This window comes from Paenibacillus liaoningensis (genome assembly GCF_059609455.1).
In genome coordinates this window covers 148,778-174,795 of sequence record NZ_JCAALU010000015.1, presented here as the reverse complement: position 1 = coordinate 174,795, position 26,018 = coordinate 148,778, and the positions used below count along the sequence as shown (strand labels likewise).

23 protein-coding genes are annotated in these 26,018 nt (G+C 48.9%); 4 read left to right on the top strand and 19 right to left on the bottom strand.

The features are described from left to right. Positions 1-51 precede the first annotated feature (51 nt). Positions 52-687: a YigZ family protein gene (locus tag AC6B99_RS23520; protein ID WP_056041365.1), complete on the bottom strand. Its 636-nt coding sequence runs from the start codon at positions 685-687 to the stop codon at positions 52-54. A 24-nt stretch (positions 688-711) separates the two neighbouring features. Beyond that, the gene (locus tag AC6B99_RS23515; RefSeq protein ID WP_056041363.1) at positions 712-2,061 is read right to left on the bottom strand and encodes a glucose-6-phosphate isomerase; all 1,350 of its coding nucleotides are present in this window, start codon (positions 2,059-2,061) and stop codon (positions 712-714) included. Positions 2,062-2,286: 225 nt separating this feature from the next. Here AC6B99_RS23515 and AC6B99_RS23510 point away from each other — a divergent pair, with 225 nt between their 5' ends. Next, complete coding sequence (locus AC6B99_RS23510; RefSeq protein WP_496664366.1) at positions 2,287-3,183, top strand: NAD(P)-dependent oxidoreductase; 897 nt, start codon at positions 2,287-2,289, stop codon at positions 3,181-3,183. 127 nt (positions 3,184-3,310) lie between these two features. Here the strand turns inward: AC6B99_RS23510 and AC6B99_RS23505 are convergent, their stop codons facing one another. The 10 genes from AC6B99_RS23505 to AC6B99_RS23460 all read right to left on the bottom strand — a co-directional run bounded on the left by AC6B99_RS23505 (position 3,311) and on the right by AC6B99_RS23460 (position 16,527). Further along, positions 3,311-3,868 (bottom strand): DUF420 domain-containing protein, encoded by a 558-nt coding sequence (locus AC6B99_RS23505; RefSeq protein WP_056041359.1) that lies wholly within the window; start codon positions 3,866-3,868, stop codon positions 3,311-3,313. A gap of 368 nt (positions 3,869-4,236) precedes the next feature. Next, positions 4,237-5,865, bottom strand: coding sequence for a response regulator (locus AC6B99_RS23500; RefSeq protein ID WP_496664365.1), 1,629 nt, complete (start codon positions 5,863-5,865; stop codon positions 4,237-4,239). A 63-nt stretch (positions 5,866-5,928) separates the two neighbouring features. After that, positions 5,929-7,698: a sensor histidine kinase gene (locus tag AC6B99_RS23495; protein WP_496664364.1), complete on the bottom strand. Its 1,770-nt coding sequence runs from the start codon at positions 7,696-7,698 to the stop codon at positions 5,929-5,931. A 98-nt stretch (positions 7,699-7,796) separates the two neighbouring features. Next, a complete protein-coding gene (locus AC6B99_RS23490; RefSeq protein WP_496664363.1) occupies positions 7,797-9,500 on the bottom strand; it encodes an extracellular solute-binding protein in 1,704 nt (567 codons plus the stop codon). Positions 9,501-9,524: 24 nt separating this feature from the next. Next, complete coding sequence (locus AC6B99_RS23485; protein WP_056041352.1) at positions 9,525-10,406, bottom strand: carbohydrate ABC transporter permease; 882 nt, start codon at positions 10,404-10,406, stop codon at positions 9,525-9,527. A gap of 12 nt (positions 10,407-10,418) precedes the next feature. Next, the gene (locus tag AC6B99_RS23480) at positions 10,419-11,348 is read right to left on the bottom strand and encodes an ABC transporter permease (protein WP_056041351.1); all 930 of its coding nucleotides are present in this window, start codon (positions 11,346-11,348) and stop codon (positions 10,419-10,421) included. Between the two features lie 321 nt (positions 11,349-11,669). Continuing rightward, on the bottom strand, positions 11,670-11,987 hold the full coding sequence (gene ppnP, locus AC6B99_RS23475; protein WP_046233271.1) for a pyrimidine/purine nucleoside phosphorylase: 318 nt from the start codon (positions 11,985-11,987) through the stop codon (positions 11,670-11,672). Positions 11,988-12,017: 30 nt separating this feature from the next. Next, positions 12,018-14,036, bottom strand: a complete 2,019-nt coding sequence (tkt, locus tag AC6B99_RS23470) for a transketolase (RefSeq protein WP_056041349.1) — start codon at positions 14,034-14,036, stop codon at positions 12,018-12,020. A 416-nt stretch (positions 14,037-14,452) separates the two neighbouring features. Next, the gene (gene purU, locus AC6B99_RS23465; RefSeq protein ID WP_056041348.1) at positions 14,453-15,343 is read right to left on the bottom strand and encodes a formyltetrahydrofolate deformylase; all 891 of its coding nucleotides are present in this window, start codon (positions 15,341-15,343) and stop codon (positions 14,453-14,455) included. A gap of 65 nt (positions 15,344-15,408) precedes the next feature. Continuing rightward, the gene (locus AC6B99_RS23460; RefSeq protein ID WP_056041346.1) at positions 15,409-16,527 is read right to left on the bottom strand and encodes a deoxyribonuclease IV; all 1,119 of its coding nucleotides are present in this window, start codon (positions 16,525-16,527) and stop codon (positions 15,409-15,411) included. 102 nt (positions 16,528-16,629) lie between these two features. Between AC6B99_RS23460 and AC6B99_RS23455 the strand changes: the two genes are divergently transcribed. The 3 genes from AC6B99_RS23455 (at position 16,630) to AC6B99_RS23445 (ending at position 18,751) form a co-directional block, all read left to right on the top strand. Continuing rightward, positions 16,630-17,067, top strand: a complete 438-nt coding sequence (locus AC6B99_RS23455; RefSeq protein WP_056041344.1) for a DUF2621 family protein — start codon at positions 16,630-16,632, stop codon at positions 17,065-17,067. Between the two features lie 268 nt (positions 17,068-17,335). Continuing rightward, positions 17,336-17,827, top strand: a complete 492-nt coding sequence (locus AC6B99_RS23450; protein ID WP_056041342.1) for a LytA/YqiH family protein — start codon at positions 17,336-17,338, stop codon at positions 17,825-17,827. 18 nt (positions 17,828-17,845) lie between these two features. Beyond that, positions 17,846-18,751 (top strand): TIGR01777 family oxidoreductase, encoded by a 906-nt coding sequence (locus AC6B99_RS23445; protein WP_056041340.1) that lies wholly within the window; start codon positions 17,846-17,848, stop codon positions 18,749-18,751. Between the two features lie 14 nt (positions 18,752-18,765). Here the strand turns inward: AC6B99_RS23445 and AC6B99_RS23440 are convergent, their stop codons facing one another. From AC6B99_RS23440 to AC6B99_RS23410, 7 genes are all read right to left on the bottom strand, one after another. Continuing rightward, positions 18,766-20,382: a DUF6382 and FHA domain-containing protein gene (locus tag AC6B99_RS23440; protein ID WP_496664362.1), complete on the bottom strand. Its 1,617-nt coding sequence runs from the start codon at positions 20,380-20,382 to the stop codon at positions 18,766-18,768. 74 nt (positions 20,383-20,456) lie between these two features. Beyond that, complete coding sequence (locus AC6B99_RS23435) at positions 20,457-20,969, bottom strand: A24 family peptidase (protein ID WP_496664361.1); 513 nt, start codon at positions 20,967-20,969, stop codon at positions 20,457-20,459. A 38-nt stretch (positions 20,970-21,007) separates the two neighbouring features. After that, positions 21,008-21,892, bottom strand: coding sequence for a hypothetical protein (locus AC6B99_RS23430; protein WP_496664398.1), 885 nt, complete (start codon positions 21,890-21,892; stop codon positions 21,008-21,010). 31 nt (positions 21,893-21,923) lie between these two features. After that, a complete protein-coding gene (locus AC6B99_RS23425) occupies positions 21,924-24,200 on the bottom strand; it encodes a TadE/TadG family type IV pilus assembly protein (protein WP_496664360.1) in 2,277 nt (758 codons plus the stop codon). Next, a complete protein-coding gene (locus tag AC6B99_RS23420) occupies positions 24,197-24,946 on the bottom strand; it encodes a TadE/TadG family type IV pilus assembly protein (RefSeq protein WP_496664359.1) in 750 nt (249 codons plus the stop codon). Before AC6B99_RS23420 ends, AC6B99_RS23425 begins: the two co-directional genes overlap by 4 nt. Continuing rightward, positions 24,918-25,106, bottom strand: coding sequence for a Flp1 family type IVb pilin (locus tag AC6B99_RS23415; RefSeq protein ID WP_056041332.1), 189 nt, complete (start codon positions 25,104-25,106; stop codon positions 24,918-24,920). Before AC6B99_RS23415 ends, AC6B99_RS23420 begins: the two co-directional genes overlap by 29 nt. Positions 25,107-25,144: 38 nt before the next feature. Next, positions 25,145-26,011 carry a type II secretion system F family protein gene (locus AC6B99_RS23410; RefSeq protein WP_494879436.1) on the bottom strand — a complete coding sequence of 289 codons (867 nt, stop codon included), beginning with the start codon at positions 26,009-26,011 and terminating at the stop codon, positions 25,145-25,147. Positions 26,012-26,018: the final 7 nt, after the last annotated feature.

The window sequence follows — 26,018 nt, the reverse complement described above, 5'->3', positions numbered from 1 at the left end:
TTTATGAATAAGGCGCTTTTTTCAAAAATTTGAAAGCAAGGCGATTTTGTTTTATTCGCCCTCAATATAATAGACGCTATCGCCTGCTTCTATCTCGGCTTGGCCCTGCGTCAAATCCGTCATCCACGCGATAAAAGCTTCCGCCTCCGGCTCCACCGGCAAACAGCTGACGATGACGCGGTCGGTAAACGCCGTGCCGCCTACGCGTATGCCACGGCCGTGCAGCTCGTTCTCCAGCTTGCCATACCAAGTATAGTCAACGGAAACCCGCACCTCGCGGTGCAGGACGTTGACGATCTCATCGGCTGCTTCGATTCCGGCAACTGCGCCGTCCGTGTAAGCACGGACGAGTCCACCAGCGCCTAGCATCGTCCCGCCAAAATAGCGGGTGACGACGACGGCGATATTTTTGAGACCCTTGTGCTTAATGACCTCCAAAATCGGCTTGCCCGCCGTGCCGCTAGGCTCGCCGTCGTCAGACTGCTTCTGGAATTGGTCGCGCTCCCCCACCATATAGGCGGAGCAGTTATGCGTCGCGGTTTTGTGCAGCCGCTTGATTTCGTCAATAAACTGCACCGCTTCTTCCTCGGTCTCTACCGGCTTTGCATAGCCAATAAATCGCGAGCGCTTGATGACAATTTCGGCGTGGGCCTGCTGCCTAACCGTTCGGTAACGTTCAAGCTTCATCAGGAATGCTGCCTGAAACGACGCCTACAGGCGCGCTTCCAGCTCCGCTTTCTCCTTCTCGTAGCCCGGTTTGCCCAGCAGCGCGAACATGTTTTTCTTGTATGCTTCTACGCCCGGTTGGTCAAACGGATTTACGCCGAGCAGGTAGCCGCTGATGCCGCAAGCCTTCTCAAAGAAATAAACGAGGTAGCCGAAAGTGTATGGCGAGAAATCCGCAATGTTGACGATAAAGTTAGGAACTTGTCCGTCAGTATGCGCAAGCAGCGTGCCTTCAAATGCTTTTTTGTTGACGAAATCCATCGTTTTGCCCGTCAGGAAGTTCAGGCCGTCCAGATCCGCATCGTCATGGCCGATCGAAATATGCTCGGACACTTCTTTCACTTGAATAACGGTTTCGAAAATGTTCCGGTTGCCCTCTTGGATGAACTGGCCCATCGAGTGAAGGTCTGTCGAGAAATCAACAGAGGAAGGGTAAATCCCTTTGTAGTCTTTACCTTCGCTCTCGCCAAACAGCTGCTTCCACCACTCCGATACGAAGTGAAGCGAAGGCTCGTAGTTCACGAGAATTTCAGTTGTTTTGCCTTTGCGATACAGCGAGTTGCGGGCAGCCGCGTATTGGTAGGCTTCATTTTCAGCCAGATTCGGGTTGCTGTATTCTTTGGCAGCATCAGCCGCACCTTTCATGATTGCATCAATATCAACGCCAGCTGCTGCGATTGGCAGCAAGCCTACAGCTGTCAATACGGAATAACGGCCGCCAACGTCATCAGGAATGATGAACGACTCGTAGCCTTCTTCGGATGCGAGCTTCTTGAGCGCGCCTTGCTGTTTGTCCGTCGTTGCATAAATACGCTTGCGGGCAGCTTCCTTGCCGTATTTTTTCTCCAGCAGTTCACGGAACAGACGGAAAGCGATCGCTGGCTCAGTCGTTGTGCCGGATTTGGAAATAACGTTGATTGACCAGTCGCGGCCTTCAAGCAGCTGCGTCAAATGCGTCACGTAAGTGGAGCTGATGTTGTTGCCGGCAAAAAGCACTTGCGGCGTCTTGCGCTGCTCATGCGGCAGCAGGTTATAGAAGGAATGCGACAGCATTTCGATCGCTGCACGCGCGCCCAGGTAAGAACCGCCGATGCCGATGACGATCAGCACTTCGGAGTCCGATTTGATTTTTTCAGCCGCTTGCTTAATGCGGGCGAATTCTGCTTTGTCATAATTTTCAGGAAGGTCAATCCAGCCCAGGTAGTCAGAGCCTGTACCCGTGCCGTTATGTAGTTGGTCATGCGCAAGGCGAACTTGCTGCGTCAAGTTGTCGATCTCATTTTGCCCAATAAAAGTTAGTGCTTTGCTGTAATCGAAATGTACCGTTTTACTCATAAACAAATAAGCCTCCTTAGGAATATAAACAGCATCTCAGCCGTTTTCAAAATATTGTACGACTAACGGCGAGGCTCAAGCTCCCCCACTGATAATCAACATCATATATAGCGTCAAAATCTACAATATCGGATTTAAACTATAAAAACAAGCTTATAACAATGAAATCTTGGTGAAGAAACCGTATAATGAAAGGAAAACGCTAGCCATGGGAGGAACCTTTTGATGAAAACAGCAGCATTTATCGGACTTGGTGTAATGGGTATGGGAATGGCGGCGAACCTGCTGCGCAAAGGCTACAGTGTCACCGTGTACAACCGTACACCCGGAAAAGCGTCAGCGCTTATCGAGCTTGGCGCCACAGAAGCCTTGACTCCAGCTGAAGCAGCCGCTGGCAATGACGTTGTCATTACGATGATCAGCAATGATCAAGCAGTGCGGGACGTTTATTATGGTGAAAATGGGATTTTCAGCGCCGTCCGTTCCAGAACTGTACTTATCGACAGCAGCACTATCTCGCCAAGCTTGGCGCGCGAGCTAGCGGCAACCGCAGAACAGAAAGGAGCCTCGTTCCTTGATGCTCCGGTTACAGGCAGCAAGCCGGCAGCCGATGCGGGAACGCTTGTATTTATGATTGGCGGCAGCAAGGCGGTGCTCGACGCCAATGACGACATTTTGCTGGCAATGGGCGGCAAGCTCATCTATATGGGACTAAACGGCAGCGGCTCCATCGCCAAGCTGGCGCATAATACAATTGTCGGCATCAACGTTGTGGCCCTGACAGAAGGCATGGCGATTGCCGCAAGCGGCGGGCTCGACAGCAATGCGTTTCTAGAGCTGGTGCAGGCCGGCAGCGCATCGAGCAAATCCGCTGAGCTGAAAGGCCCTAAGCTGATCAATGCCAACTACGATGTGCAATTTTCACTGGAGCTGATGCTCAAGGACCTCAAGCTGTCCTCCGTGCTGTCAGACAGCCTGCGTGTGCCTACCCCGCTGCTTGAGTCGGCGAAGAGCATGTTCCAGGTCGGCGAGTCGATGGGGCTGAGCGAGCTGGATATGTGCGCCGTAGCGCAAGCTTACGAGCAGTATATCGGGCGCAAGCTCGGCGGCGGCAGCCTGTAGGCCTCTTGCGTGCCAGGCTTGCCTTATATATTCCTTTGATTATAAAACCGGGTACGGCTTGTCCTTCTAAAGAGACATGCCGTACCCGGTTTTATTTTTGCAAGGCGAAGCGGTCATTCGCTCCTCCTTAATAATATGGCGATATCATCAAATACACGACAACACCCGTAAAGCTGACGTAGAGCCAGATGGGCATCGTCCATCTCGCGATTTTGCGGTGGCGCTCCACCTGCATCGAGAGGCCTCTGGCTACAGATATGAGCGCCAGCGGCACAACGACGATTGCCAGTAAAATATGCGTGATCAGCACGAAGAAATAAATGTTTTTCAACGCCCCTTCACCGCCGTATTTCGTCGATTCCGTCAGGTAGTGGTAGGTCACATAGGACACCAGAAACAAGGTCGTCGAGACGAACGCCGCTCCAATAAAACGGCGATGCAGCTTGATGTTCTTTTTGATTATCGCAACTAATGCGACGACCAGAGCAATAAACGTAAAGCAGTTAAAAATCGCATTGAGCAGCGGCAGCAGCTTCACATTAAAGCCAAGCTCCCCGTCATAGGCCGGCAGAAAAAACAGCACCGTCACAAGCCCTACGATTACAACGGTCAAAATCGCAATCAGCGGCGTATAGTTTTTGTCCGGCAGCAGTTTAAGCGACTGCTCCTGTTCCCTTTTATTCATCGCTTCTTCCTCCTACAAATATGCTTCATCCTCAAGGTGAAACGGCTATCGCCGTCCTCTGGCGGCGTGGCGCGTTTCAGTCCGCGAAATATAGAGAAAGGATGAAAAATCATATACTTTCCTATATTTCAAGGTGAAACGGCTATCGCTGTCCTCTGGCGGCGTGGCGCGTTTCAGTCCGCGAAATATAGAGAAAGTATGGTGAAATCATATACTTTCCTATATTTCAAGCGGAAAACAACAGCTTCCTTTCCGATTATGCCATGCCAAAGGAAGATTTTTCAGACGTTTATGTCACAAAAAATCGAATTCTGGGCATGAATTAGAAAAGTTGACACATATGAAGCTCGATCCGGGGACAATGCTGCTTATACCGAATGAAGCTCCCGATAATCCTGCGGGGTCAAGCCGTACACCTTCTTGAATACTTTGATAAAATAAGGCGCATTCTGGTAGCCGACTTTACTGCCGATTTCATAGATTTTCAGCTTTGAGTTGCGGAGCCAATAGGCTGATTTCTCCATGCGAATCCGCTGAATATAATCGCTCAAGCTTTCATCGGTTGCCGCCTTATACACTTGAGAGAGATACACGGGATGCAAAAAAACATGCTCTGCGATCATCGTCAGGGAAATCGTATGTGCAAGCTGCTCGTCAATGAATCGCTGCACCTTCTTAATGAGCCTGGATTGGCTGCCCATTGCCTCAGTCTCAAGCGCGCTGCGCATGTTCTCCGCCAATCGCATCAGCTTATCCCGCAGCTGCCGCTGCTGTCTTAAAGACTCGAATGCCATCATGTGCTGTTCCTCTATTTCCAAAAAGTCAAACAAGCCATACCCGCTTTTATGCGCAATAAAGCTAAGTGTGCCTGTAACGGCACAATAAACCTCCAATGAATGCTCCGCAGAGCCATCAAACTCGGTCTCAAGCTCATCGAAAATCAAGCCCAGCTTCTCCATAAAGGAATCCCATCTCCCCGACTCCAGCAGATCTGGCAGCAGCGGCGGCTCATACAAATGCTTGAATGTACGGACCGGCGCCAGCACACGCTGCTCGCCGAGCGAGAGAAACAATCCCCTGCCAGCGCCAATATGCTTGAGATAAGCCGTCAGCGCCAGATGATAGGAGGATGACAAATGCTCGGGAAACGGCCCCCAAGCACTAATGACAATCGAGATTGACCCCTTCAAATATCGCTGCACCTGCTCCTGTAAATATAGGCAGCGACGCATAAGCTCCTGCTCCGCCATTGCGCCAGCGATGCTGCTGCTTCCATCCAAAGCCTGCACCACTACGGCCAAATAGTCACGTGAATCGCTGCACATCCATATTTGATAAAAATCGCTGAGCACCTCCTCGGCAATATTGCCGACCGCATATTCGAGCAAAGCCCGATCATTGTGCCCATATTGGAAAAAAGGCTCCTCCAAACGGATTAGCAGCAAACTGGCAGCATGCTCCAGCGAGAAAGGAAGCGCGAGCTTCTGGAGCCTCTTTTCTAAAGCAACTGGTGTGATCGCCCGATTTTCGAGCAAATCAATCAGCAAATTCCGCTGCAGCAGCGGCAAATTTTCCCGTAATGCCCGCTGTGTGTTATCACGCGAAATGGCTGCTTCCTTTTCCTTCTGTACAGCCAGCAGCACCTTCTTAACTGCGCTAATCAAATCCTCGTCATTGACCGGCTTGAGCAAATAATTAGAGGCGCCGCTAGTCAGCGCTTGCTTGGCATATTCAAATTCGGCATAGCCTGTCAGCAAAATGACAGCGGTCGAGCCTGACGATTTGCGCACGCGCTCCATCAGTTCTAAGCCGGAAATGCCCGGCATCCGTATATCCGTAATCATCAGATCAATGGAGCATTTGCGCATAATGGCCAGCGCATCCGAAGCTGAAAAAGCTTTATGAATCTCAATGTCGGCCATACCGTATTCAAGCAGTGTTGCCGCAACTCCTTCAACTACGGAACGCTCATCATCAACGATCAAAAGCTGGTACATGGCCGAATCTCCTTTTTTCTCCCGACATACTTACAGCGTCCTGTGCAGCCTTCATTCGCTCACTCATACACTCCCGCTCGCTCTCACTCGCGTTCGCTTGGAAGGGCACTCCCACCGTATCGTTGCGCGAAGGCCACCTTCAGCGGACTGCTCCAGCGTGAGGCCCGACGTTCCGCCGTATTTATGAACAAGCCGCTGATGGACGTTGCGCAGGCCGCAGCTCTCGTCCAGCACCGCATTAGAGCTGATTTTCTGCCGCAGCAGCCGCAGTTCCTGCTCACTGAGACCCACACCATCATCTTCACATACGATTTCATATCCCTGCTCGCCGATTAAGCCAACTACCCTAATCATCCCTGCCCCTTCTCTCGGCTCTATGCCATGAATAATGGCATTCTCAATAATCGGCTGCACGATTAGCCTCGGCAAATTGAGCTCCAGCATCGCATCCGGAATTTTTATTTGAAAATGGATGCGGTCCATTCTCATATTTTGAATCGACAAATAGTTGTGGATCAGCTTGATTTCCTCGCGCAGCGTCGTTTCCTGCTGATCTACATGCGTTGTATAGCGGTAATAGTCGCCAAGCTTGACCGCCATTGCCATTACCGCGTCCCGCTCGCCAATGCGCGTCATATTTTTAATAAAAAATAAACAATTGTATAGAAAATGCGGATTAATTTGCGATTGCAGCTGCTTCAGCGTAGCTTCTCTGGCATGCAGCTTCTCCGCATAGATGCTGTTGATTAAATGCTGGATTTGCTCGCTCATCAAATTGAACTGTTCAAATAAATAACCGAATTCATCATGCTTGCGGCTGCCAACACGTACGGAATAATCGCCCCTGCGCAGTCGCTTGGCGGCCAAATACAGCTCCCGGATCGGAACCTGCACATTACGATAAAGCAAAAACGCGGATAACACGCTAATAAGCAAGATTAAACTCAGCGATAGCCAAAACCAATTTCGGCTAGAGGTTATCGGGGTTAGAATGTTCTCCAGCGGCATGTATTCGATTAAATACCAGCCTGTAGCCTCCGACTTGGCATAAAGAATCATATACTGTTCGTTTTGCAGCGAGGCTAGAAAAGTCCCTTGCTTGACATCCTCCTTATTTTTCTCAAACAGAGGCAGCAGTTCATTAATTCGCTTCATGTCCGCTGTACGCGCAACGATGGGTGCTTCATTTTCATGATATAAAAACGGGTCGCCGGGGCTGTCCGCCTTAAACCGGGTCAGCATATCCGTAATATCTCTCGTATCGACCCGAATCTCGCCTACCAGATCAGCTTGCTCCAAATCCTCATAAACGAACAGCGGCTCCACAATTCGATAAACGAAAGCGTTCGGTATTCGGCTATTATCCTCTGCGGAATAAGTCCAGATGAAAGGCTTGAGCCCGCCTCTGTGCACCATATTGACGAATTTTTGCTTGTAGGAAATCGAGTTATGCGTACTGACTACTTCTCCTGAAAGGGGCGCAAATAACGTATAAGCACGCTCCAGGATGCCTGCCTTCCCTTTAATCTCCAAATCCTCCTGCACGCTCAGCTTTGCCTCAAACAGCTCGGAATCCGTGCTGGAGGGGGTCAGCGATATAAAGGTGCGTACTAGCGGCTCAATTCCTAAATTATTGACGGAGATCATATATTGATCGAATTCAGCATCTATCTGCTGTACAAAAAAAGAAAGCTTGTCCCCGCTGTTCTGCCTGATTTGCTCTTCTACAACATGAATGCTTATTTGGTTCGAATAGGAATACAAACCGACAATAGGGATGAGCAGCAGCCCCATAATGGCTAATATTTTTTTGAAAATATTTGATTTCTCCATTACGGAGCCTTCCTCCCTGAGCAAGAAAAGCGCCCTATTCCCCTCCTTAAGGGAACGGACGCTTTTGTTGTTTGCCTGATGTTAGATTGTTGGATGACTTATTTTTGAACAGCGGCATACCATTCATTAACCTCTTCGGTAATGGTGTCCCCAGCAGAAGCCTTCCACTGTGTGACGAACGTGTCAAAGGAATCAATCGGACTGCCGCCATAAATGATTTTATTAAACGTTTCCTTCTCGCTTTTGTTCAGGAAATCCCAACGCTTCTTGTAGGTTTTGGTCGGAGAGCCAATGTACAGATTAGGCATCGCATATTCCCGCTGGCTGTAGTTGACAGCACCCGCTGTAATGTTTTTATCCAGCCCTCTCGACTGCTTCTGCTCGAACGCCGTAGCCGGCTCCTTGCCGCTTGCCAAATCGTTCATCGTCTCCATAACCAGAGAAGGGATGCGGGCTCCATCAAACAGCAGGGTATACTTTTCAACATTCATAAGCGGCTTGTCTGCCGGAAACTTAGCTTCATCCCAGACTGGCTGCCCATCCTGAAGCATAAAATCATAGCCTTCTTTAAAGCCGTATTCAAACGGACTTGCCGGCTGCGGATTGCCCTGCTGTTCATATAACAGATTGGCATACATAAAAAAAGCTTCCGGATGCTTGAAGTCCTTATTAATTAAAATAACGCCATTGCCCGTACCCGATTTGCTGCGGCCAATTTTCCCTTCCGGTCCCGCAGGCAGCGGATATGCGCTGTAGTCGGCATTTTTATCCACCTCTTTAACCGCTGGCAGCGGCCAGCCTCCTGCCCAATACGGAGCAGCAACGATTCCCGCCTTGCCAGATGAAAATAATTCAGCCGCCTTGCCCTCATCATGCAATCCCGCTTCCTTGTGGATGTAGCCCTTCTCCATCCACTCCTTCAGCTTCGCAAGCACCGTCTTCACTTCGGGCGCAATCGAGCCGTATGCAAGCTTGCCTGTCGCGGCGTCCAAATTCCACTGCCCCGGCATCGCACCGTAAGCTCCGAACAGGAAATCCGCATCAGCGAGTCCCCATGTGTTCATGCCATTTTTCAAGCCAACAGCCAGCCCTACGGTGTCCTTCTTGCCATTGCCGTCTGGATCGGCATTCGTGAACAGCTCCATCATTTTTTCCATCTCTTCGATCGTTTGCGGCGCCTTCAAATTAAGCTTTTTCATCCAATCATCCCTGATCCATAAAACGGTATCATTATTGTTGGAGTAATCGAGAATCGGAATTGCGTACCGTTTGCCATCACGAACATAAGGATACCAGACTGTTTCGTCTTCCGCCATCGCTGATTTGTAGGCATCGCCCGCATACTTGTCAAACAGGTCGCCAACGTCAGCGAACTTGCCGGAATCAATTAAGGCGTCAATAACATCCTGGGAGCCCCGGTATTGAATAATATCTGGAAGATCCTCGTTTGCGGACAAAATCAAGCGGATTTTCGTATCAATCGCACTGCTGTCAGCCGTCCATAAATAATTGAGATCGATATTGAACGTATCCTTGGCCCACTGGACATGAGGATTATTGTTGATGTCCTCCCCGGCGCGAAACTTCACATCAGTGGTCATCTGGCGAACGATATTGATTTTAAGCGGCTCCTCGTATTTGCCCGCTTTCATCGCTTCAGCTGCGGCTTCCACAGCTTGCGGCTGCGATGCGTTATTTGACGCTTCCTCATTTACTGCCGATGAGCAGGCGGTCAAAGCAGTCATACCCAGCATTAAAGCGCTCAATAAGGCGGTCGTTTTTCTCCAGCTTTTATTCATCATAGATACTCCCCCTATTTAATGGCTCTATTCCTTCACGGAACCGAGCACAATCCCTTTAACGAAAAATTTTTGCAGAAACGGATATACGATAATAATGGGCAGCGTAGCAATAAAAATTTGCGCCGTTTTCACCGTCCGGTTCGACAGCTCCTTCATTTCATCCGCATTGACACTCATGCTGCTTAAGTCCCGCTGGACTACAATCGTCTGCAAAAGCGTAGACATAGGATACTTTTCGGCATGAGTCATGTAAATAAGTCCATCAAACCAAGCATTCCAGTGACCGACCATTGTAAAGAGGCCAATCGTTGCCAGTGATGGGAGCGATATCGGCAAATAAATTTGCCATAATGCGCGAAAGTGGCCCGCTCCATCGATAAACGCCGCTTCCTCCAGCGCTTTCGGCACCGATGTGCGGAAAAAATTCATCAATAAAATCGTATTATAAACGCTAACGGCTCCCGGAAGCACAAGTGCCCATACCGTATTGAGCAGCCCCAGCTTTTGTACGACGATATAACCGGGAATCAATCCGCCGCTAAACAGCATTGTAAATACGAAAAACCAGGCATATATATTTCTGCCCCTGAATTCAGAGCTCTCTTTAGACAAGGCGTAGCCAATCAGAATCGACAAGGAGAGCGCAATCGCTGTGCCAAGCACCGTTCGGATGATTGAATTTCCAAAAGAGCCGATAAAAAAAACATTCGTCAATGTAGACTTATAGGCATCTAGGGAAAAACCGATCGGCCACAGCTTTACCAAATTGGCATCGGCTGCCGCCGCGGTACTGAACGATACCGCAAGCACATGAAGGAGCGGTGCTATACACATGAAGGACAACAGGGCTAGAAAAGCAACGTTGAATGTAGAGAAAACACGATACGAAATTGAACGATGAAACATGCCGCTCCCCCCTTAAAAAATACGATAATTGGCCAGCTTGTAGGCAAGCCTGTATGAAATAATAATCAAAATAAAACTCACTAGCGATTTGAACACGCCTACCGCTGTGCCGAAGCCAAAATCGCCGCCTAGCAAGCCTACTCTGTAAACATAGGTGTCGATAATATCTCCTTTTTCATAAACAAGCGGGTTGTATAGATTAAAAATCTGATCGAAGCCGGCATTCAAAATGTTGCCGAGCGATAAGATCCCAACCACAATCGTAATGGGCAAAATAGAAGGGATCGTTATTGAAAGGGTCTGACGCCAGCGATTCGCTCCATCTATAAGCGCCGCTTCATAATATTCGGGATTAACACCCGCAAGCGCCGCTAGAAAGATAATGGTCGAGAAACCGAAATCCTTCCATACATCGCTGACAATAACCGTAAATCTAAACCAATTCCCATCTCCAAGGAAAAAAATCGGCTCGATCCCAAACACCGCAAGCAGCTGATTGACAAGCCCGCCATCTGTAGAGAGCATATCGAGCAAAATGCCCCCAAGAATGACCCAGGATAAAAAGTGGGGCAAATAGACGAGCGTTTGCACAAACCGTTTAAACAGCATTTTACGCACTTCATTGAGCAGCAGCGCAAAAACGAATGGAACAATGAGATGCGCTACAATTTTGATGCCCGCGATCAGCAGCGTATTCCATATCACTTGCCTTGCATCCGGATATTCAAACATCAGCTTGAAATTTTCCATGCCGATCCATTCGGAATCCAAAAATCCAAGCTGGGGCTTATATTCCTGAAAGGCCATAACGAGTCCGAGCATCGGCAAATAGGAAAAGATCAGAACAAGGACAATTCCCGGAATGAGCATGACGTGCAACGGCCAAACAAGCTTGAAATTCCACCTCCGCATCGCTCTTTGTTTCAATAGCTTCCCCTCCATTTAACCTTCTTCTTGTTTATTGTTAGCGGTTACAGAAGCTATTGTAGCTTTCTGGAGCAACGCGGAGATATAACAATGTTTTAGGATTCATGTTGCATAGTTAAGGAAACGTCCAGTGAGGATAATAATGAGGAGCAAGATGGAATGAAAAGGATGGAGGAGGATGGAGGAACGGTGATGGACAATCATGAACGACGACGATGAATGTCCATGAAAGACGATAAATGACCTTGAACGACTATAAATGACTATAAAGAAAAATGTACGACGAAAAGGGCTGCTCCGCATATGCGAAGCAGCCCTTTCCTTGATTTGTGATTCTTATTCGTAAATGTACGAGCAGCAGTAGTCCGCTACCGTCGCAACTTGAAGCTTGAATTTCGTGTTGGCAGGCACAGTGAACTCGCCTTTGCCTTGAATGTGCAGCCACTCCGTCTCGCCTGGAAGCAGCACTTTCAAATCACCAGCAAGAATTTCCATAATTTCTACGCAGTCCGTACCGAACTCGTAGTCGCCTGGCAGCATAATACCGAGCGTTTTTTTCGTTCCGTCCGCGAACAATACAGCGCGGCTTGTTACTTTACCGTCAAAATAAACGTTAGCTTCTTTGACGACCGTTACATTTTCAAATTGAGACATGGCGGGTATAATCTCCTTCTATTTCGAAAATTAAAGTACGGATTTCACTTTGCTTACAACGTTCTCAACCGTGAAGCCATATTCAGCAATGACGCGGTCGCCAGGTGCCGAAGCGCCGAAACGGTCGATACCGATAATCGTGCCTTGATCGCCAACATAACGCTCCCAGCCGAATGGGGAAGCCATTTCGATAGCAACGCGAGCTTTAACTTCAGGAAGCAATACAGAATCTCTGTAAGCTTTGTCCTGCTTCTCGAACAGATCCCAGCTCGGAAGGCTGACAACGCGAACTTGAATGCCTTCTTCTGCAAGAGCTTTCTGAGCAGCAACAGCCAGTTGAACCTCGGAGCCTGTAGCAATGATTTGCGCTTGTGGCTTGCCGTCTTTTGCATCGGATACAACGTATCCGCCGCGGCGAATGCCATCGCGAGCGTTATCTACAGAACCTTCAAGAATCGGCAGGTTTTGGCGAGTCAGAACAAGCGCTACTGGATTGCTTGTGTTCTCCAGCGCATAAGCCCATGCTGCGGAAGTTTCGTTGCCGTCAGCTGGACGAATAACCGTCAGGTCAGGAATGATGCGGATCGAAGCAAGCTGCTCGATTGGCTCATGTGTAGGACCGTCTTCGCCGACAGCAATACTGTCATGCGTCAGTACGTATACAACAGGAAGCTTCATCAGAGCTGCCAGACGAATAGCTGGACGCAGGTAGTCGGTAAATACGAAGAACGTACCGCCGAATACTTTCAGACCTGTATGAAGGGCAATACCGTTCATTGCAGCAGCCATACCAAACTCACGAACGCCGAAATAAATATTGCGGCCATCGTAGCTGCCTGGCTTGAACACTGGCAAGCCTTTCAGGTGAGTCATTGTCGAGCTTTCAAGGTCAGCGGAGCCGCCAACAAGGCTAGGAACATTTTTCGCTAGGCCGTTCAGGGCATTACCAGAAGCTACGCGAGTCGATACAGGCTTGTCTTCTGTTGTGTAAACCGGAAGGTCTGCATCCCAGCCAGCTGGCAATGAACCGGAAGTTGCGATTTCGAATTGAGCAGCAAGCTCAGGATTCGCTTTTTTGTATTCAGCAAACAAAGCATCCCATTTTGCATTGGACTCTTCGCCTTGCTTCTTCACTTCTGCGAAGTGTGCGCGAACCTCGTCTGGTACGAAAAATTGATTGTCTTCTTCCCATCCGTAGAACTGCTTAGTCAGCTTCGTTTCTTCAGCACCCAGCGGCGATCCGTGAGGACCTGCGTGTCCGCCTTTGCCGCCTTTGTTCGGGCTGCCGTAACCGATAACCGTCTTAACTTCGATCAAAGTCGGTTTAGCATGGTCTGTTTGCGCTTCTGCAACCGCTTTGGACAATGCATCCAGATCGTTGCCGTCTTCTACGCGCAGCACTTGCCAGCCGTAACCTTCAAAACGCTTCTGAACGCTCTCCGAGAAGGACAGGCTCAGTTCGCCATCAAGGGAAATATCATTCGAATCATATAGGACAACCAGTTTGCCCAGCTGCATGTGACCAGCCATGGAAGCCGCTTCATGCGAAATACCTTCCATCAAATCGCCGTCGCCACAAATGGCATAAGTATAATGGTCGATTACGTTAAAGCCTTCTTTATTGTAAGTAGCAGCAAGCTGTGCTTCTGCAAGCGCCATACCAACGCCCATAGCCACGCCTTGTCCCAGTGGACCAGTCGTTGCGTCAACGCCAGCTGTGTGGCCAAACTCAGGGTGACCCGGAGTCAGGGAGCCCCATTGACGGAAGTTTTTCAGTTCCTCAATTGGAAGATCATATCCCGACAGGTGCAGCAGGCTGTAAAGCAGCATGGAGCCGTGTCCGGCGGAAAGTACGAAACGGTCGCGGTTTACCCAAGTCGGGTTAGCCGGATTGTGAACCATGTTTTTAGCGAAAAGCTGATAACCCATTGGAGCTGCACCCATAGGCATGCCTGGGTGTCCAGATTTTGCTTTCTCAATCGCATCGATCGCAAGCGTACGGATCGTATCAATCGAAAGCTGGTCAACTGATTTTTGAGTAACTGTCATTAGCTTGTTTCCTCCTAAAAATCCATTCTGGTCTTCTTGTTTTAAGTGTTTCTCTCTCTTTAGAAGCATGGCAAGGTGAAACGGCTTTCGCCGTCCTCTGACGGCGCGGCGCGTTTCATTCCGAGAAATATAGAGAAAGGATGAGAAAATCATATCCTTTCCTATATTTCAAGGTGAAACGGCTTTGCCCGCCCTCTGGCGGCAAAGCTTCCGTTTCGAGGGTGAAATATAAGCCCATTTATAAGTGTGAAACTTATAAATTCTTATATTTTGAAAAAGCTACTTTCCTGCGGAAAGCCTGCATTTTTCAACATGCTTATAGGTGGTGCGCAATTGAACACAATGGCTTTGAACATTGTAACACCCGCCAGAGCAGTTTGCCTATTAAAAAATATTGATAAATAACCGCGAAAAACCTAATTAAATACGACAGTCTTATTATGATGAACGATAATCCGGTCCTCAATATGCCATTTAACTGCACGGGCAAGAACGACACGCTCAATCGTGCGGCCAATCCGCTTCAAGTCGTCCACATTGTCCCTGTGGCTAACCCGCTGCACATCCTGCTCGATAATCGGACCGCCATCCAGCTCCTCTGTTACATAATGCGCCGTAGCGCCGATAATTTTCACGCCGCGCTGGTAAGCTTGCGCATACGGCTTGCCGCCAACGAAAGCAGGCAAAAAGGAATGATGGATATTAATAATGCGATTCGGAAATTGCTCGATAAATTTCGGCGAAATAATTTGCATGTAACGGGCAAGCACAATAATGTCTGCTTTATCCGCAACGACCTCCATCTGCTTGCGCTCCGCTTCGGCTTTCGTATCCGCAGTGACTGGGATGTGATGGTAAGGAATGCCGAAGCCTTCAACCATTTCGCGCATATCCGGATGATTGCTGACAACCATGGCAATATCGGCGTCAAGATCGCCGGCTTTCCACTGCCACAGCAGCTCCATTAGGCAATGATCTTCTTTGGAAACGAAAATCGCCAGGCGCTTTTTGCGGCTTGCACGGAAAGTATGCCATTTCATATCGAAACGGTCGGCAACGCGGGCAAAATCCTCTACTAATACGGGCAGCTCCTTGTCGAGGTCAGCCAAATCGAACTCAAAGCGGATAAAAAACATTCCGCCCTCCGGGTTCATTGTGTACTGGTCGGACTGCACAATATTCGCTCCATGCTCATATAGAAAATGGGAAACAGCTGCTACGATTCCGGAACGGTCTGGGCAGGAAATGAGCATGCGAGCCCGTCCGCTCTTGGCGGACGGCTGCTGCGATATAGATGGTGATGACATGTATTTCAAACTTCCTTCCTTCAACTATTATCTTCATACTATTCATCATTTATAAATCTTTATATTTAGAGCACAGCTTTGCCTGCAAACCATGCTGTAATCCGTTGATTTATTTGCTCTTCCGTCAGTGCTGACGACAATACGCCGCCTTCAATAATGAGGTCGTAAATCCGCTCCATTGGCTCGCGCGGATCAGCTTTTCTCGCTTTGGCATCCGCCTTGAGCAGTTCCCATGTCGATAGCACGAATGCACGGTCAATGCCTTGCGGAGCAAAAAACTGCTGGAGCTTCGCAACATCCTCCAGAAAACTGTCGCCAAACCGCTGCTGGACTTCTCCGCGCAGCAAGGCGATTTCTACTTCGTACATCGGACGCTCCGTTTTCGCATCCTTGCCAATCCATGGCGTCTCCAATACGAATGGAAGCCCTTTAAGTGCCTCATGATGGACAATGGATTGGATGGCATCATAGCCCAAATATCCCGAGCCTATCGGCGTATGGCGGTCCTTAGCCGCTCCACGCGGATTTTTGCTGTCATTCACGTGGACTACTGCAACTCGGTTAAGCCCTACCAGCTTGTCAAACTTGTCCAGCACGCCGTCCAAATCATCAACAAGATCGTAGCCCGCATCATGCATATGGCATGTATCCATACAAATGGTCAAGCGGTTGTTGCTTTGCACCTTATCAATAATCGCTGCCAGCTCTTCAAAGCTGCGGCCGATTTCCGTGCCTTTGCCGGCCATCGTCTCAAGCGCAATATTGACATTCGTTTCCTTCGTGCCTTCCAGCACCGCATTCAGCCCTTCGGCGATACGGCCAATGCCATATTCAGCATCCTTGTCGGTATAAGCGCCTGGGTGCAGCACGATGTTTTGCACACCAATGGCAGCGGTACGGCGGATTTCCTCCTGCAAAAATTCAACAGCCAGATTATAAGTGCTGTCCTTGTAGGAGCCGAGATTGACGATATACGGTGCATGAACAACGATCTCATCAATACCTGCTGTTTGCATCAAAGCTTTGCCTTCTTCAATATATAGCGTGTCAATCGGCTTTCTTCGCGTATTCTGCGGTGCGCCGGTATAAATCATGAATGTGCTGGAGCCATAAGAAATGGCCTCCGTTGCTGCGGTCTGCAGCCCTTTGTCCGAAAATGAAACATGGGAACCGATTTTCAACATCGTTATATAACGCCCCTTTCGGTTTATCACACCTATTTTACAAGGAATGTCGAAATAAATCTAGGAATACGCTATAATTCATCCATGAGGTGAAAATTGGATATGAAATCAGCTCCTGATTGGTTTATGTATTTCATCATTTTCTGGGCAATCGTCATGGTCGTATTCATGGCAATTGGCGGTTTCTTTATGTTCCGCAAGTTTTTGAAGGTGCTCCCTCAGCGGGATGGCAAGTCAAAGCTCGATTGGCAAAATTATTGGGTGGACAGAAGCCGCAGCATGTGGACCCAGGAGTCGAAGCTTTTTCTTGATGAGCTGGTCGCGCCTGTCCCATCTGCGTTCCGAGATATAGCGAAACACTCCATAGCTGCAAAAATCGGTCAAGTGGCTATTGAATACGAAGCCAAAGAGGTCACAAGGGCACATTGTGTAGAAGGATACATACGAGCTACACCCAAAAGAGACTACAAAGTACTCGTTACCTTTCTCGAGAAGCAAGGCATTGATTACAGCCCTTTCAAGCATTTGCTCAACAAATAGCGTTTCTTAGGAGCTGCGGGGAAATTAGTACCCGCTTTTGTTGACAAAATCTCAACGGTTTTGGGAGTTTTGTCAACAAATTAGCGGTACTTTATTTCGTCGCAGTCTCTTAGTTCTATCATTAAACGATTAGCCTGGCGCTGGCTGTTTAACGAGTCTTTCGTCCGTGTAAGAACATGTACGAGCACGGCGACGGCTCGCTCTGATCTCTTTTTTTTGGAACCTATTGCGATCAGATTTCGTTTATATTGCCAGGAGGTGCTTCACAATGACAAAAAATAATAAAACCAAAAAAAGCAGCTTGATGGTGACGAGCTCCCTATTAGTAGCAATTATGCTCGCAACCGCCGCTTGCTCAAGCAATAGCAATAATGCTCCCGCTGCATCCAGCAGCCCGGTTGCCACAGACGAGCAGCCAGCTACTGTATCCCCAACACCAGAGGAAAGCGCGGCACCATCACCGAGTGATGGCGGTAGCGTAACAGAGCCTGGCGAAGCGTCGCCAGAAAGCAGCTCAGGTACAGACACACCGACCGCCAACCCGGATTTGAAAACCGGTGAGGGTGTGTTCAATGGTCTTATCGACACCCACTCCATTGAAGTAGATACGCCAAACGGCACCATCGTTTTGCAAATTAATGATGAGCTGCTTGATGTCATTAATTCGCTGCCAGAGAAAAGTAAAATTAAATACCAATATGTTGAAAAAGATTTAGACGGCTTCACACAAATGTGGGCGGAGAAAATCGAGAAACAATAATCGAAAGCTGGTGGATGCATGCGGATCGCGGTAGCTGGTGGTACTGGTTTTGTCGGACAAGCATTGGTCAAGGCTCTTCTGGAGCGGCGTGATGAAGTATGGATCATTTCGCGCTCTGGACGAAGCCAAAACTCGCCTGTAGGAAAAGGCCTACACTATGTAACATGGAGCGAACTTGCCGAACATCCTCAAAAGCTGGAGGGAATTGACGCCATCATTAACCTTGCTGGCGAATCCATTAATCAAAGATGGACCGCCCAGGCTAAGCAGCGGATTCTAAGCTCCAGACTAACTGCTACCGCACGCATCGCCCAAATCGTCCAAGCTCTAAAAGGCAAACCGAAGGTTGTCGTTAATGCTTCAGGCATTTCAGCCTATGGGCTGTCAACTACCGAAACCTTTGATGAGTACAGTCCGACTGCCGTAACAGACTTTTTGTCTGAAGTGGTCAAGCAATGGGAAAAAGCTGCTGATGCGATTAAGGTAGAACGTCTCATTAAGCTAAGAGTAGGCGTCGTCCTGAACAAAACCGGCGGTGCTTTCCCATTAATGGCACTGCCTTATAAGTTATTTGGCGGTGGACGAATGGGCAGCGGGCAGCAATGGATATCTTGGATTCATCTGGAGGACATTGTCCGCCTCATCATCTTTTGCGTAGATCAGCCAAATGTGAACGGCCCAGTTAATGCTTCTGCTCCAGAGCCTGTTACGAATGACAGCTTTGGAAGAGCGATTGGCAAAGCGATGCATCGGCCCCACTGGTTCCCGGTTCCCGCTTTCGTCATGAAGGCTGCGGTCGGCGAGCTTGCAACACTGCTCCTTGATGGACAGCGGGCACTTCCACGTGTCGCCTTGGACAATGGATTTGTTTTCCGTTATCCGACTGTTGAGAGCGCCATGGAGCATATGTATAAAAAGTCCTAAGCCTGCGCCTTCCATCAGTTGCCTTGCTTCAATTCATATTTAGGACCATTTACCCCAGCTAGCTGGACGATGTCCCCTACTGAAAAAGGATAGGTTTTGTAAGCAATCATCGTTTGCCCGTTCAGCATGCTTCCATTCCGAGAGCCAAGATCTTTGATGAAGCAGCCTTTGTTGTCTCTATAACATTCAAGGTGAAGCCGGGATATTCCCTGCGCTTCGTCACCATAGCTGACCTGTTCGCCAATTCGGCCAATAGTAAATCGGTCATTCTCCCAAATAAGCCTCTGCCCTTGCCCTTCCCACTCCCTCTGGAGTGAGAATCCGCTATCGGCAGTGGGCTTTTTGTTATGCTGCCCTAGAAGTACCGTCGCTTCTTCTCTTCTAGTTGTTGCTGTTTGGGAGGAAACGCTCTTTTTAAACGGGGGCACAGCTTCCTCCGAATCAATTGATGATTTAGGATGTTGAACGTCGTCTTCCCCATTTTGAATGACTCCTCTAAATCGTGAACGGCTAAACTCTTCTCCGATTCTATCTTCCTTTAGGCTGTCTTCTTCTACTAATTCTGATTCTGATTCTGATTCAGCCATTTTGCTTTTTTTGAGCCATAGGGCTAGCAGTCCGGCAACACCAATAAGCGATAAACCTAGACATATGAACAGCAAGCTGCTGGAAGGAGCCGCTAAATAAATATAGCGCCATATACAAGCTACTGCTACAAAGATCATCGCGCTTATCAGCCATTTTCCTTTCCTAGCTGGCGCAGGCTCCTCCTCATTAAAGCTATATTGAGGCAGAGGTTCGACTTCTATATCCCAATCACCGGCGGCAAAAAAACGTTCATTTAGAGACTCTTGCATATTCGTTTCGCTTTTTTTAATATTTTCTATATCACGGCCAAACTCGCCAGCTTCTCCATAATGATTAGAGCTGCCATGATCAGCGGCCTTGTCCGGCCTCATAATGCCAGCAATATTAGCACTGCTAGCACTGCTAGCAGGATTTGGCCTGCTTGTGCTTGAAGCGGAAGCAGGAAGGCGATACGTACCCTCATACATTTTGCTAATACGTTCCAGCAATTGAGAACGAATCGTGCTGATCGTGGCATCTTCTCTGCTTAACAAGCGCAATAGATGCTGAAACTCCTCGCCATTTATTTCTTCTATATAAGAAGACCAGCGTATTGCCAGTGCTAGCAGGGAGTGAGTACAGTTTGAAGCAGCCTGGCCAGAATTCATCGATTTTAAAGGCATATAAACGAGAAAAATATCGCTTAGCTGCTCGCCGACAAATAGATATGACTCTTCCAGCAAGCAGCCTTCAGGGCGAAGCATATAATGGCGGCACTCATCCAGCGCTTCTATAATACCAAGCAGCACGGCATAAAACTTCACCATCGTCAGCGATTGTATCTGCAAGCGATGAAGAAGCAATTTTTTGCCGCTTATTCGATACCTGAACGTAATGAGCCCATCCAGTTCAAACCATTCAATGGGCAGCATATGTGGAATCGGGCCGCCTTGCAGCATTTGCAGTTCTACATCTTCAAGCTCTTGTCTGCGTATGCCTCCCTCGCGATCTATAATTAGCTCATGACCACGATTCATCGCATAATCTACAATAAAGTTCCCCATCGCTTCTCCCCCTTAGCTTGCAGCTCTATTAATAGGAACAGCTGAACTTAAGTTAAACAATTACGCTGCTGGACTTATGTAAGCATGAGCCACGCGGTTAATGCCCCGGGTACGACTGCAAGCATAAATGGAAAGGTGGTTCCCCCCGCTGCCCAGCCTCCAAGCTCCTTGCGTCTCGGCTCCGTACTTCGGTGCAGCAGCAGCAGCAAGCCACTCAACATCCTCCTGCTAAATGGCCTATTAAACAAGATTAGCAGCACACCAACTAAGCCTGCATACAAAATGGCATACATCATCATTTGCAGCACCATACTTGTGCCAACCCACATACCCAAAGCAGCGAACAGCTTAACATCCCCTGCGCCAATGCCTCTCGCCAAATGCAAAATGAACAGTGGTACAAAACCCGCAACTGCTCCGATTAGCCCCACCCACAATCCGCTCCAGCCTCCAGCAATAGTCTGATATAAGCAGCCTGCTGCAAAAAAAGTCACGGTCAAGCGGTTAGGGATAAGCATGGATCGCAAATCTGTCAGTAATGCAGTGATAAGCAGCATGGCTGCCGCTGCAAACGGTATGGTGAGCATAAGACTCTGCCTCCTTCTACTTATATGCTTTCCTACTTCTAATTTGATTTTTTCTCAACCTGGAAATGCATGGATGCTTGCTGATCTCCCGCTCCCGCTGTCAGCTCCCACATGCCTGGCGTCGTATTGCCCGATACTAGCCAGGTCCACTGCACAAATCCGTCGCTGCCCGCTGTCGCCTCGCCAAGATGCTTGGCCTGGCTTTGCCCACTTTTGTACATCACCTTTAATGAAACGGTCGCTCCCGGCTTTGTAAGCACGATAGCGGTTGCTTTGTGACCCGGCCTTAGCGGCACAGGCGATATCGATATAATCTGAATAGGAATATGATCGGGATCATTTTGCGCTGCTGTATCTTGCGCCGCCGCCGCGTCGCTTATCCATACCCGCTCTGAAGCCTGCTCTCTTAAAATCAGCTTTTGCCTCATGAAAGGAAGCTGCATTGGAAATTCATATTCCGCTTCAATAATCAAATAAGGCTGCTGCTTATTTTTCAAATCCGGCAGCGCCAGCCTTGAAAGCTTGATTCTAGCCTTCTCCAGCACGGCCTCATCTGCATTTTGACGGAGCAGCGGCTCTATCGCCCCTCTTCCAATTTCCGTTGCAGCCATATCTATAAGCGGTTTCCAATCGCCGCTTAAAGCAGAGGAAGCTAGTGTCCCTGCCGGATCAGGCAGCCACTTAGCAGCATCAGATGCCGCCGCGCTCCAATCTGCCAGCGGCATTTGTGCGGCACTAAATTCTGGTATAGATGCGGATACTTTCTGATAGGCCAGGTCTACAGGATATATATGCGCGGCAATTTGCCGGGCGGATTGCGAGGCAGCTGCCTGAAGCGCTATTTGGAGTGTGCATAAACGTATGAATATGATGAATACCATCAGCACAAGCAGAAGCATTGGCATAACTAGCGCTGCCTCCATAACGATGCTGCCGTGCTCCCCCTTTCGGCAATCAGTATGACCAGCCAATCGTCTGCGTCGTTTCATAGCGGCCATTCGTCACCCTTCCCTGCAATAATCCATAGTTTCGTAGCAGCTGCATAACGCCAGGCAGAAACCACAGCTGTGCAGATGTCCGCACCTCTCCTGTCACAGCTGTGGAAACGCCAGATAGAGTAACCCCGCTATTTTGCTCAATGACTGCAATCATTCTGGATACGGATGCTTCTTTATTGGCCCCACCATGCAGAAGCATAAAAAGCCGTAAATAATCCGTGTACGAAATTTCCACATTTACATATTTAGATAATGGGGCCGATCCCCGATCAGCAAAGTCGAGCATATCTTCCATCGTCTTCTCCAAGCCGTAAATAAGCGAACACGATAAAATCAAGAGGGGATGTCCAGCAGAGCGGCAAGTAGATAAGCCTTCCATAGTACGAATAGCCATACGCACGCTAAACAGCTCGCCATAAGCTGCGGCCACATTGCCTATGCGATTATGAAACCCATAAATCACATATTCGGCTTCTTGATTATGAAAGGTCAGCGCCCGCGAAAGCTCAGCGGTATCCCCATTTTCAAGCATCATCTTCAATTGCTGCGGGGCAAAAACCGAATATCGCTGCAATACATATTCGCCCAAATATACGGTATCTCTAGCCTGCTCCAGCATATCGGCTACTCCGCCGAACAAGCCATTAGAAAGCTCCGCAGAAGCTTCAGCCTGCGAATGGGCATCCTCGCTGAATGCTTTTGTTTCAGCATTTGAACCTTGCGCTGCGACTGTATTAAATTGCAAATTTCCTTTGTAGCGCTCTTCCAGCTGATTAAATAATGCCTGCTGCTCTTCTGAACCAGCTACGCTTTGAAAGCCCCCCAGCATATTCCCGGCCTGTTTCCATAACGAACCTAGCTGCTTTTCTTGCTCTTTGCGCTGCTTCTCGAGCCCTCCATTGGCTAGCTCCTGCTGGCGCTTGGCAACGATGGAGCCTGGATGGACATACAGACCTTCATATTGTCCATATAACGCAATCATCTTCGTTGTTCCCGTACGGAGCATTGTTGTATAACGATCTACTGAGTCAAGCAGCAGCGTAAAAGCTGAGGTGAATCCACTCGCTTCATTATGAAATGCTGTATACAACTGTGCCTGATCGTCCAGTTCAGCACTATATTCTGTGAACCAAGCATCTGGTAAAATCAGCTGATCTGCTGTCTTTTGTATATCCTGCAATTCAGAGGCCGTTACAGACGGCAAGGTGTAGACATCGGAGCCTACGACTGGTTTGCCTGATACGCGGTCATATCCGCTATAAGCAGAAGACTGTCTCTCCTTGCTTTCAATTAGCCGCATTTCCCCGTTCAACAGCCGTGCTTGCTCCAGTTGTTCCTTTGCCGTGCTCCGCAGCTTTATATGTTCGCCCATCACCTTGGCCGTTCGTTTCTTGAGCTCATTAATCAGCGCAATTGCTTCTGATTTATATTCCGCTCTTTCCTGCGTATATTTGGGTGCTTTGCCTGCGGCTATTAATTGCTCGTCAACGATAACCCAGCCAGCATATTCTTCATAACGCCCGGCAAGTGATGATGCTGTGCCCTCCTCTGCACTTGAGGAATCCAGCCCCCCATACGGCAGCAGCGCCTTCAAGCCGCTTGTTCCCAGTTCCTCAGCTGCCTGCTTTTGCAAAGCTAATATACGGGCGAGGCTTGCTTGGCGCTTGTCATACAGCTTGCGCAGCTGCTCCAGCAAGTCCACTGTCACCGCAGACTCCTTCATCGCCCCCGCCATGGGAGCAAACTTTGAAGCCAGCTCCAGCGTAAAATCAATCGGTGCTTTATATTTCATCTCTTCCAGCACCTGTCTTTCAAATACCGTATGGCTGCCCAATACTGCAGCCTGATCCGTATGTGAATGGACTACTTTGGCATCAATTGGCCGAGAAAAGGCAGCGAATGACGCACTACGCTCCACATTCGTTTTCACAACCTCGCTGTAAATCGTATCTCCACTCGTACCGCCTCGCCCAAATAATCCGTATTGCTCATAAAGCTGACTGTCGAAGGCTGATAATACGGATCTTGCACCTGCTCTCGCTGCATCCTCGGTTATTTTATGGAGAGCCGCTATTCTGGCGTAGTCAATAAGGATCGACATGAACAGCAAAAGCGACGACAGTACCATAGCGGAAAATATAGTGACTGCACCGTCTCTCTGCAACAGCCATTTGCTTAAGCAGCTTTTCCTGGCTAAATGCTGACTCAATCTTTCAAATCGGCTTGCTTTCATTTTTCTCCTCCATTCAACAGGCCTTTGGCTTTGCTATTGCTGTTTTGTTTGCTGTAGGAGGATAGTACCTGACTAGCCTGCTCCTTCCCGCTGCCCTGAGGGCTTCCGGCGAATTTAGCCGTATAATATCTAGCTAAGTCAACGCCGCGGATAAAATCGACAGGATCGGTAACCGGACTCGAAGCAACCGTCTTAGGCTCTCGAATGCCTAATACACGCTCAAGCGGCTCCAGCGACACAGGCTGTATAAGCTTTGTCTCAATATGGCGCTGAATGACCGTACGATGGTAGCCAATGCTTCCCTCAAAAGGAAGCCCTCGCTCAGCATTCATCCACCCTGCGGCAGCTGCCATTTTTTGTTCAGGCAAGCTATCTCCTGCCGCCCCGTGCAAAGGCAAAGCAAGCTGCACATCCGCTGATTCGCCGCCTAAGCCAAACAAAGAGCTGAGCAATCGATCCTCATGCATTCGCCAGTATAGGCTGTCGTATTCCCCTTCAGGCAATAGGCCCGTCCGTGAATTTCGGAAGCTGTTGTCCCACCCGAAGGCCGTCCGCTCCGTTGTAACGGAAGCCGAATAATAAAGCACTGTCTTCTGGTACATGTACATCCCAAGCAGGAGAAACAATAAAATAACAGTGAGCAGCAGCGGTAACACAAGCGTTGATTCCAGCGTAAAGCTCCCCTGCTCCCCGAGCAGCCACTTGCGAAACAGCGGTCTAAGAGAAAATTTTGTCTGCTTGGTCATCAGCCTTGCCCATTAAACGCTCAATAAGTTCTATAATCCAATCCTTGAACAGCAATGCAATAATGATAACGACGGCAATAATTAAAATAATTTCCAGCGTGCCTAAGCCGCTTTCCGATTTCCAAAATCTTTTCCATGCTTTTTTTACTGTTGTCATCATTCCAGCTTCCTCTCTATTTTCAATTGCTCCGTTAACGCTTAAGACATTAACAGCATGGCAGGAGCAGCGATAAAAACCATCAACACGAGCAAAATGCCAACCAGCGGAAAAACGAGCTTGGAGGATGCCTCCTCGCCGCGTGCTCGCGCAACAGCCTTGCGCTTCTCCCATAGCGTATAAGACAGCTCCCGCAGCGCCAGCACAAAATGCTCCCCGCCCCGGCGATAATTCAGCAGCAGCACCGTCGTAAAAATCGAAACCTCCTGCACCGCGCAGCTGCGATTGAATTTTTCTGCCGCCGTACTAAACGACTCGCCATTGTGCAGTGAATATACGACTTTGTTCCATTCTTTATACAGCGGATGCTGAGCAGTATCCTTACCATCAAGACAGCGCCCCAGCGCCTGCAAGGCGGTTTCGCCTGCCCCAACCAAAAGCATCAGCTTGCTGATCATTTCCGGCAGCTCCAAAATAATTTCCTGCTTGCGCTGCTTGATCAGCTTCCCTGCTTCCAGCAGCTGGCGCACAGGCAGCAGCAATCCGAGCAGCGCACCCATTGCCAGCAGCAGCGGTTCGCCTGCTGCACAAGCCAGCCAAGCGCAGCCTATCATCGCGGCATATCCGTAACCAGCAGCGCCGCCGAGCAGTTCTTTCGTCTGCTGCAGCTGCCACCGGATTCCCCGTAAAATAACGAGCTTAGCGTGATAGCTGCTAAGTGAAAGTGCCATATACTCATACAAACGGCTTCTTTCCAATAGCTCGCTGAACGGCTCAATGAAAAGCAAATGCTTTAAAGCATCCTGCTTGAGTGTTAGTTGGCGGGATGCAGCCAGAATCATTCGGAGTCGCTTCCCACCGATAATAAATAGCCATGCCACCATGAGTACTATCGGAATTGCTGTCATTTGCGCC

Bases quoted from the DNA above. Each gene is read 5' to 3' on its own strand.
- AC6B99_RS23520 (WP_056041365.1), bottom strand. From the start codon at position 687: ATGAAGCTTGAACGTTACCGAACGGTTAGGCAGCAGGCCCACGCCGAA.
- AC6B99_RS23515 (WP_056041363.1), bottom strand. From the start codon at position 2,061: ATGAGTAAAACGGTACATTTCGATTACAGCAAAGCACTAACTTTTATT.
- AC6B99_RS23510 (WP_496664366.1), top strand. From the start codon at position 2,287: ATGAAAACAGCAGCATTTATCGGACTTGGTGTAATGGGTATGGGAATG.
- AC6B99_RS23505 (WP_056041359.1), bottom strand. From the start codon at position 3,868: ATGAATAAAAGGGAACAGGAGCAGTCGCTTAAACTGCTGCCGGACAAA.
- AC6B99_RS23500 (WP_496664365.1), bottom strand. From the start codon at position 5,865: ATGTACCAGCTTTTGATCGTTGATGATGAGCGTTCCGTAGTTGAAGGA.
- AC6B99_RS23495 (WP_496664364.1), bottom strand. From the start codon at position 7,698: ATGGAGAAATCAAATATTTTCAAAAAAATATTAGCCATTATGGGGCTG.
- AC6B99_RS23490 (WP_496664363.1), bottom strand. From the start codon at position 9,500: ATGATGAATAAAAGCTGGAGAAAAACGACCGCCTTATTGAGCGCTTTA.
- AC6B99_RS23485 (WP_056041352.1), bottom strand. From the start codon at position 10,406: ATGTTTCATCGTTCAATTTCGTATCGTGTTTTCTCTACATTCAACGTT.
- AC6B99_RS23480 (WP_056041351.1), bottom strand. From the start codon at position 11,348: ATGGAGGGGAAGCTATTGAAACAAAGAGCGATGCGGAGGTGGAATTTC.
- ppnP (WP_046233271.1), bottom strand. From the start codon at position 11,987: ATGTCTCAATTTGAAAATGTAACGGTCGTCAAAGAAGCTAACGTTTAT.
- tkt (WP_056041349.1), bottom strand. From the start codon at position 14,036: ATGACAGTTACTCAAAAATCAGTTGACCAGCTTTCGATTGATACGATC.
- purU (WP_056041348.1), bottom strand. From the start codon at position 15,343: ATGTCATCACCATCTATATCGCAGCAGCCGTCCGCCAAGAGCGGACGG.
- AC6B99_RS23460 (WP_056041346.1), bottom strand. From the start codon at position 16,527: ATGTTGAAAATCGGTTCCCATGTTTCATTTTCGGACAAAGGGCTGCAG.
- AC6B99_RS23455 (WP_056041344.1), top strand. From the start codon at position 16,630: ATGAAATCAGCTCCTGATTGGTTTATGTATTTCATCATTTTCTGGGCA.
- AC6B99_RS23450 (WP_056041342.1), top strand. From the start codon at position 17,336: ATGACAAAAAATAATAAAACCAAAAAAAGCAGCTTGATGGTGACGAGC.
- AC6B99_RS23445 (WP_056041340.1), top strand. From the start codon at position 17,846: ATGCGGATCGCGGTAGCTGGTGGTACTGGTTTTGTCGGACAAGCATTG.
- AC6B99_RS23440 (WP_496664362.1), bottom strand. From the start codon at position 20,382: ATGGGGAACTTTATTGTAGATTATGCGATGAATCGTGGTCATGAGCTA.
- AC6B99_RS23435 (WP_496664361.1), bottom strand. From the start codon at position 20,969: ATGCTCACCATACCGTTTGCAGCGGCAGCCATGCTGCTTATCACTGCA.
- AC6B99_RS23430 (WP_496664398.1), bottom strand. From the start codon at position 21,892: ATGGAGGCAGCGCTAGTTATGCCAATGCTTCTGCTTGTGCTGATGGTA.
- AC6B99_RS23425 (WP_496664360.1), bottom strand. From the start codon at position 24,200: ATGAAAGCAAGCCGATTTGAAAGATTGAGTCAGCATTTAGCCAGGAAA.
- AC6B99_RS23420 (WP_496664359.1), bottom strand. From the start codon at position 24,946: ATGACCAAGCAGACAAAATTTTCTCTTAGACCGCTGTTTCGCAAGTGG.
- AC6B99_RS23415 (WP_056041332.1), bottom strand. From the start codon at position 25,106: ATGATGACAACAGTAAAAAAAGCATGGAAAAGATTTTGGAAATCGGAA.
- AC6B99_RS23410 (WP_494879436.1), bottom strand. From the start codon at position 26,011: ATGACAGCAATTCCGATAGTACTCATGGTGGCATGGCTATTTATTATC.